We start from the raw sequence: 5,569 nt of genomic DNA, 5'->3' as shown, positions 1-5,569 counted from the left end.
CACCGCGAAACCACGCCCCTGCTCCCCGGCCCGGGCTGCTTCGATGGCGGCATTCAGCGCCAGCAGGTTGGTCTGTTCGGCAATGCCGCGGATGGCATCGACAATGCTGCCGATCTCTTCGGACTGGGCACTCAAGGCGCCAATGCCCAGGGCGACCTGTTGCAATTCATCGGCAATGCTCTGCACCACCGTCACGGTTTGCTGGACAACCGAGGTTCCCAGTTGCGTGTGCTCATCGGTTTGTCGCGATGTTTCGAAGGCCAGTCGCGCCGCTTTTGATTCAGTCTGGCGCTGGTCGACCTCGCGAGTGCTGTCGGTGGCGAACTTGACCACGCCATACAAGCGGCCATTGGCATCGTAGAGCGGGTTGTACGTCGCTTGCAGCCAGACCGTCGCGCCTCGCTTGTCGACGCGCTGGAACAGCCCGCTCATGTATTGGCCACGGTTCAGCGCGGCCCAAAAGCCGCGATAGGCTTCGTCCTGCACTTCGTTGGGTTTGCAGAACAGGCGGTGGTGCTGGCCGAGCACTTCTTCGCGTCGATACCCCATGACCTTGAGGAAGTTGTCGTTGGCCCGCAGCACGGTACCGCTCAGGTCGAACTCGATGACTGCCATGGAACGATCGATCGCCTGCATGACACTGGACTCGGCCTGGGCACGAAGCACGCGTTCGTGGCTGTCGCGAACGATCTGGACAATGCGTTGCACGCCCGAGCCCTGCGTACACACGGGGACATAGCAGGCCTCTACCCAGATCCCATCGCCCTCGCGCCGCCGGTGTAGAAATTGCGCCTCGGCGCTTTCCCCCCGCCCTAGCTGCCGCCATAACGCCGCGTGTTCCCCGCTGCGCACGTAGGCGGGTTCACAGAACATCGAGTAGTGCTTGCCGATGATCTCGTCGGGTGAATAGCCGGTCATTCGGAGGAAAGGCGCGCTGGCGCCGAGCACTTCTCCCGTTACCGTGAATTCGACCATTGCCATGGAACCCTGAAGCGCTACCCGCTCCGCTTCAAGAACTGCCTGCCTGGCTTGGATGTCTTGCAAAGCGTCCTGATGCTTGCGAGTGCGAATGAACATGGGTACCGCTCCCCGAGAGGTTGACTGGGCAGCATTAAGCCATCACTCATCAAAACCTGTACAGTTTTATATTTCTGTACAAGATAAAGAATTTTCTCTTTGCGCAGCTCGATCCTCAGCTCCAGCCCATCTTCCAACGCCGGCTATCCCGTAGCGCCTGCCAGTCCAAAAGCTCGCTGCGTGCGCTGTGAACGGCTTGCATCTCGACCTGGGTCGGTCTTCCCTGTTCGTCGCAAAGCAACTGGACGACGAGGAAATGCTTTTCCCGATTGACCGGCTCGCACGCCGTCCACTTGGAAAGCTTGAGCTTCCGAGGGTTGAATTTGTTCATGGTCCGTTCGCTTTTTTATGTACAGAGTCGAGCAACTGTACAAGTTTATCGATCACCTCACCACGACGATTCAGAAGGGAGTGTTGAACAGCGTCCATGCCTCGGCATAATGCCGCCAAACGACCGGCTCCCTACCGCAAGCCTGTCCTCCCTGGAAATGGCCGATGAACCCCACCGAAAGTCTCAAGGATTACAAGCGCGTGCGCACGCTGGCGATCCGCTCGTTGTTCGAGATCATTGAGCAGTCCAGCGAAGGCACGGTGATTGTCGACCGTGACGCCAATATCGTCTGGATGAACGAACGCTATGCCCGTCGCTTCGGCCTGAATTCGGCGCAGGAAGCCATCGGCCGCGCATGCGAAAGCGTCATCCCGGGCAGCCTGCTGCGTGAGGTGGTGCGCACCGGGCGGCCGATCTTGCTGGACATGCAGGACACGCCCAAGGAACCGTTGGTGGTCATGCGCCTGCCGATCCATGACAACGCCGGCGCGGTGATCGGCGCCATCGGCTTCGCCCTGTTCGACGAATTGCGCAGCCTGTCGCCGATGCTCAAGCGCTACCTGAGCATGCAGGAAGAACTGGCGTCCACCCGCTCACTGCTGCGGGCGCGGCAGACCAAGTACAACTTTGCCCATTTCATTGGCACCAGCAGCGCGGGCCTTGAAGTCAAGCGCCGCGCCCGGCGCAGCGCCAGCACCGATTCGCCGGTGCTGCTGCTCGGTGAAACCGGCACCGGCAAGGAGTTGCTGGCCCAGGCGATCCACAGTGCCTCGCCGCGTGCGCACAAGGCATTTGTCAGCATCAACAGCGCCGCCATTCCAGAATCTCTGCTGGAAGCCGAATTCTTCGGCACGGCGCCTGGGGCTTTCACCGGTGCCGACCGCAAGGGCCGCGCCGGCAAACTGCAAATCGCCCAGGGCGGGACTTTGTTCCTCGACGAAATCGGCGACATGCCGCTGCCCTTGCAAAGCAAACTGCTGCGCGTGCTACAGGAAAAAGAATACGAACCGGTCGGCTCCAACGAGGTGCTGCAAAGCGATGTCCGGGTGATCGCCGCGACATCCACCGACCTGGAAGCCGCGATCAAGCGCGGCGAATTTCGCGCGGATCTGTATTACCGCCTCAACGTATTGCCGATCCAGGTCCCGCCGCTGCGCGAGCGCCTGGATGACTTGCCAGCCCTGAGCGAGGCGATTCTCGAAGAATTACGTAGCCAGCACGAACTGCACCGCGACGCCCTCGACCTGCTGGGCCAGCATGCGTGGCCGGGCAATATCCGGGAATTGCGCAACGTGCTGGAACGCGCGGCGCTGCTCAGTGACGACCTGGTGCTCACCGCCGCTGATATTCGCGCCGCCATCGGCACCTTCACGCCGGTCGTTCGCGCGACTAGTCCGCGCCTGGAGCCGTTGCCCCAGGAAACCTTCAGCCAGGCCCGGGCCCGATTCGACCGGCATCTGATCGAAACCACCCTCGCGCAATGCGGTGGGCGGGTGATCGAGGCTGCCGAGCGGTTGGGGCTCGGACGGTCGACGCTGTACAAGAAGATGGTGGCGTTGGGGATTGCGGAGTCTCAATAAAGAGACAAGGCTCTCCATAAGTAGACTCCTCATTTGGAGCGCTTTGCGCTCATCGCGAGCAAGCTCGCTCCCACAGGAATCGACGTTCTTCCTGATACCGAGACCACCTGTGGGAGCGAGCTTGCTCGCGATGAGGCCAGCAAACTCAACAAAAATCTCGAAACAGAGACAAAATTCTCAACCCCTCCTCGCCATCATCCATAAATTTCTTATATTTCAATAAGTTACCTACCTGGCACAAAACTCGCTATAGCCCCGTCCACAGCATCACCCACAAAAATAACAATCCAGGAGACACACCATGAGTGTGATCATTGCCTTGGCAGCCCTCGCGCTGCTGATGGTTGCCGCCTACCGTGGCTACAGCGTTATCCTCTTCGCCCCCATCGCCGCCCTCGGCGCGGTCCTGCTCACCGATCCGTCCGCCGTCGCCCCTGCATTCACCGGGGTGTTCATGGAAAAAATGGTCGGGTTCATCAAGCTGTACTTCCCGGTCTTCCTGCTCGGCGCGGTGTTCGGCAAGCTGATCGAGCTGTCGGGTTTCTCCCGCTCCATCGTCGCGGCGGCGATTCGCCTATTGGGCACGCGCCAGGCCATGTTGGTGATCGTGCTGGTCTGCGCGCTGCTCACTTATGGCGGCGTGTCGCTGTTCGTCGTGGTCTTCGCGGTTTATCCGTTCGCGGCCGAAATGTTCCGCCAGAGCAATATCCCCAAGCGGCTGATCCCGGCCACCATTGCCCTCGGCGCGTTCTCGTTCACCATGGACGCCCTGCCCGGCACACCGCAGATCCAGAACATCATCCCGAGCACCTTCTTCAACACCACCGCCTGGGCGGCACCGTGGCTGGGGGTGATCGGCACGCTGTTCGTGTTCAGCATCGGCATGCTGTTCTTGCAGCGCCAGCGCAACAAGGCCCTGCGTCTGGGCGAGGGCTACGGCACCGAGCTGCGCAACGAGCCGGAGACCGCCGAAGACATCAAGCTGCCCAACCCCTGGATCGCCGTTTCGCCGCTGCTGGCGGTGGGGATCATGAACCTGTTGTTCACCCAGTGGATTCCCCAGTGGTACGGCAAGACCCACAGCCTGGCGCTGCCGGGCATGGCGGCACCGGTGACCAGCGACGTCGCCAAGCTCACCGCGATCTGGGCCGTGCAAGCGGCCTTGCTGGTGGGCATCGTGATGGTGCTGCTGTTCGGTTTCCGGGCCATCCGCAGCAAACTGGCCGAAGGCAGCAAGAGCGCGGTGGGCGGTGCATTGCTCGCGGCGATGAACACCGCGTCGGAATACGGTTTCGGTGCGGTGATCGCCTCCTTGCCTGGTTTCCTGGTGCTGGCCGACTGGCTCAAGAGCATCCCTAATCCGCTGGTCAACGAAGCCGTGACCGTGACGCTGCTGGCGGGCATCACCGGCTCCGCGTCGGGTGGCATGAGCATCGCCCTGGCGGCGATGTCGCAAACCTTCATCAACGCTGCCAATGCCGCCAACATCCCGCTGGAAGTGCTGCACCGGGTGGCCGCCATGGCCAGCGGCGGCATGGACACCCTGCCCCACAACGGCGCGGTAATTACCCTGCTGGCGGTGACCGGGCTGACCCACCGCGAAGCCTACAAAGATATCTTCTGCATTACGCTGATCAAGACCCTCGCGGTGTTCTTCGTGATCGGTGTGTTCTACGCCACTGGCATTGTGTGAGGTACTCATGACAACCACTCTTGCGGGCAAGACTGCCCTGGTCACCGGCTCTACCAGTGGCATCGGCCTGGGCATCGCCCTGAGCCTGGCCAAGGCCGGCGCCAACCTGATTCTCAATGGTTTTGGCGATGCTTCGGCGGTCGTCGCCGAAGTCGCGCAACACGGCGTCAAGGTCGGCCACCATCCGGCCGACGTCAGCGACCCGGCGCAGATCGCCGACATGCTCGCCTACGCCGAGCGCGACTTCGGTGGCGTCGACATCCTGGTGAACAACGCCGGCATCCAGCACGTGGCCGCGGTGGAGGATTTCCCGGTGGAGCGCTGGGATTCGATCATCGCCATTAACCTGTCCTCGGTGTTCCACGCCACCCGCCTGAGTCTGCCGGGCATGCGCGCCAAGGGCTGGGGGCGGATCGTCAACATCGCCTCGGTGCACGGCCAGGTCGGTTCGGTGGGCAAGGCGGCGTACGTCGCGGCCAAGCATGGGGTGATCGGCCTGACCAAGGTGGTCGGCCTGGAAACCGCTACCAGCAACGTGACCTGCAACGCCATTTGCCCGGGCTGGGTGCTGACGCCGCTGGTGCAGAAACAGATCGACGATCGCATCGCCACGGGTGTGGACCCGCAACAGGCCCAGCATGATTTGCTAGCCGAGAAGCAGCCGTCCCTGGAATTCGTCACCCCGCCGCAACTGGGTGAACTGGTGCTGTTCCTCTGCAGCGAAGCGGGCAGTCAGGTGCGCGGCGCGGCGTGGAATATTGATGGCGGGTGGTTGGCGCAATAAACCCGCAGCACCAAGCTTTTGTGGCGAGGGAGCTTGCTCCCGCTCGGCTGCGCAGCAGACGCCTCTTGGGCCCGCTTCGCAGGCCAGCGGGAGCAAGCTCCCTC

Annotated in this window: 5 protein-coding genes; 3 read left to right on the top strand and 2 right to left on the bottom strand. The window is 62.0% G+C overall.

Translation table 11 applies throughout. The features are described from left to right. Together FHK92_RS20220 and FHK92_RS20215 are read right to left on the bottom strand one after the other, a co-directional pair. Positions 1-1,077, bottom strand: a 1,077-nt coding sequence (locus FHK92_RS20220) for a methyl-accepting chemotaxis protein (RefSeq protein WP_181289624.1), incomplete at its 3' end; no start/stop codon positions are given. A gap of 115 nt (positions 1,078-1,192) precedes the next feature. Beyond that, entirely contained in the window at positions 1,193-1,408 is a 216-nt protein-coding gene (locus tag FHK92_RS20215) for a TIGR02450 family Trp-rich protein (protein ID WP_181289623.1), read from the bottom strand. 164 nt (positions 1,409-1,572) lie between these two features. Here FHK92_RS20215 and FHK92_RS20210 point away from each other — a divergent pair, with 164 nt between their 5' ends. The 3 genes from FHK92_RS20210 to hbdH all read left to right on the top strand — a co-directional run bounded on the left by FHK92_RS20210 (position 1,573) and on the right by hbdH (position 5,465). After that, positions 1,573-2,988: a sigma-54 interaction domain-containing protein gene (locus FHK92_RS20210; RefSeq protein WP_181289622.1), complete on the top strand. Its 1,416-nt coding sequence runs from the start codon at positions 1,573-1,575 to the stop codon at positions 2,986-2,988. Between the two features lie 301 nt (positions 2,989-3,289). After that, positions 3,290-4,681, top strand: a complete 1,392-nt coding sequence (locus tag FHK92_RS20205) for a GntP family permease (protein WP_181289621.1) — start codon at positions 3,290-3,292, stop codon at positions 4,679-4,681. Between the two features lie 7 nt (positions 4,682-4,688). Continuing rightward, positions 4,689-5,465, top strand: a complete 777-nt coding sequence (gene hbdH, locus FHK92_RS20200; protein WP_181289620.1) for a 3-hydroxybutyrate dehydrogenase — start codon at positions 4,689-4,691, stop codon at positions 5,463-5,465. Positions 5,466-5,569: the final 104 nt, after the last annotated feature.

This window comes from Pseudomonas brassicacearum subsp. neoaurantiaca, assembly GCF_013608025.1.
In the GTDB taxonomy this organism is placed as follows: domain Bacteria; phylum Pseudomonadota; class Gammaproteobacteria; order Pseudomonadales; family Pseudomonadaceae; genus Aquipseudomonas.
Note: the sequence above shows the minus strand (reverse complement) of the source record. Positions and strands in the feature narration are given on the sequence as shown.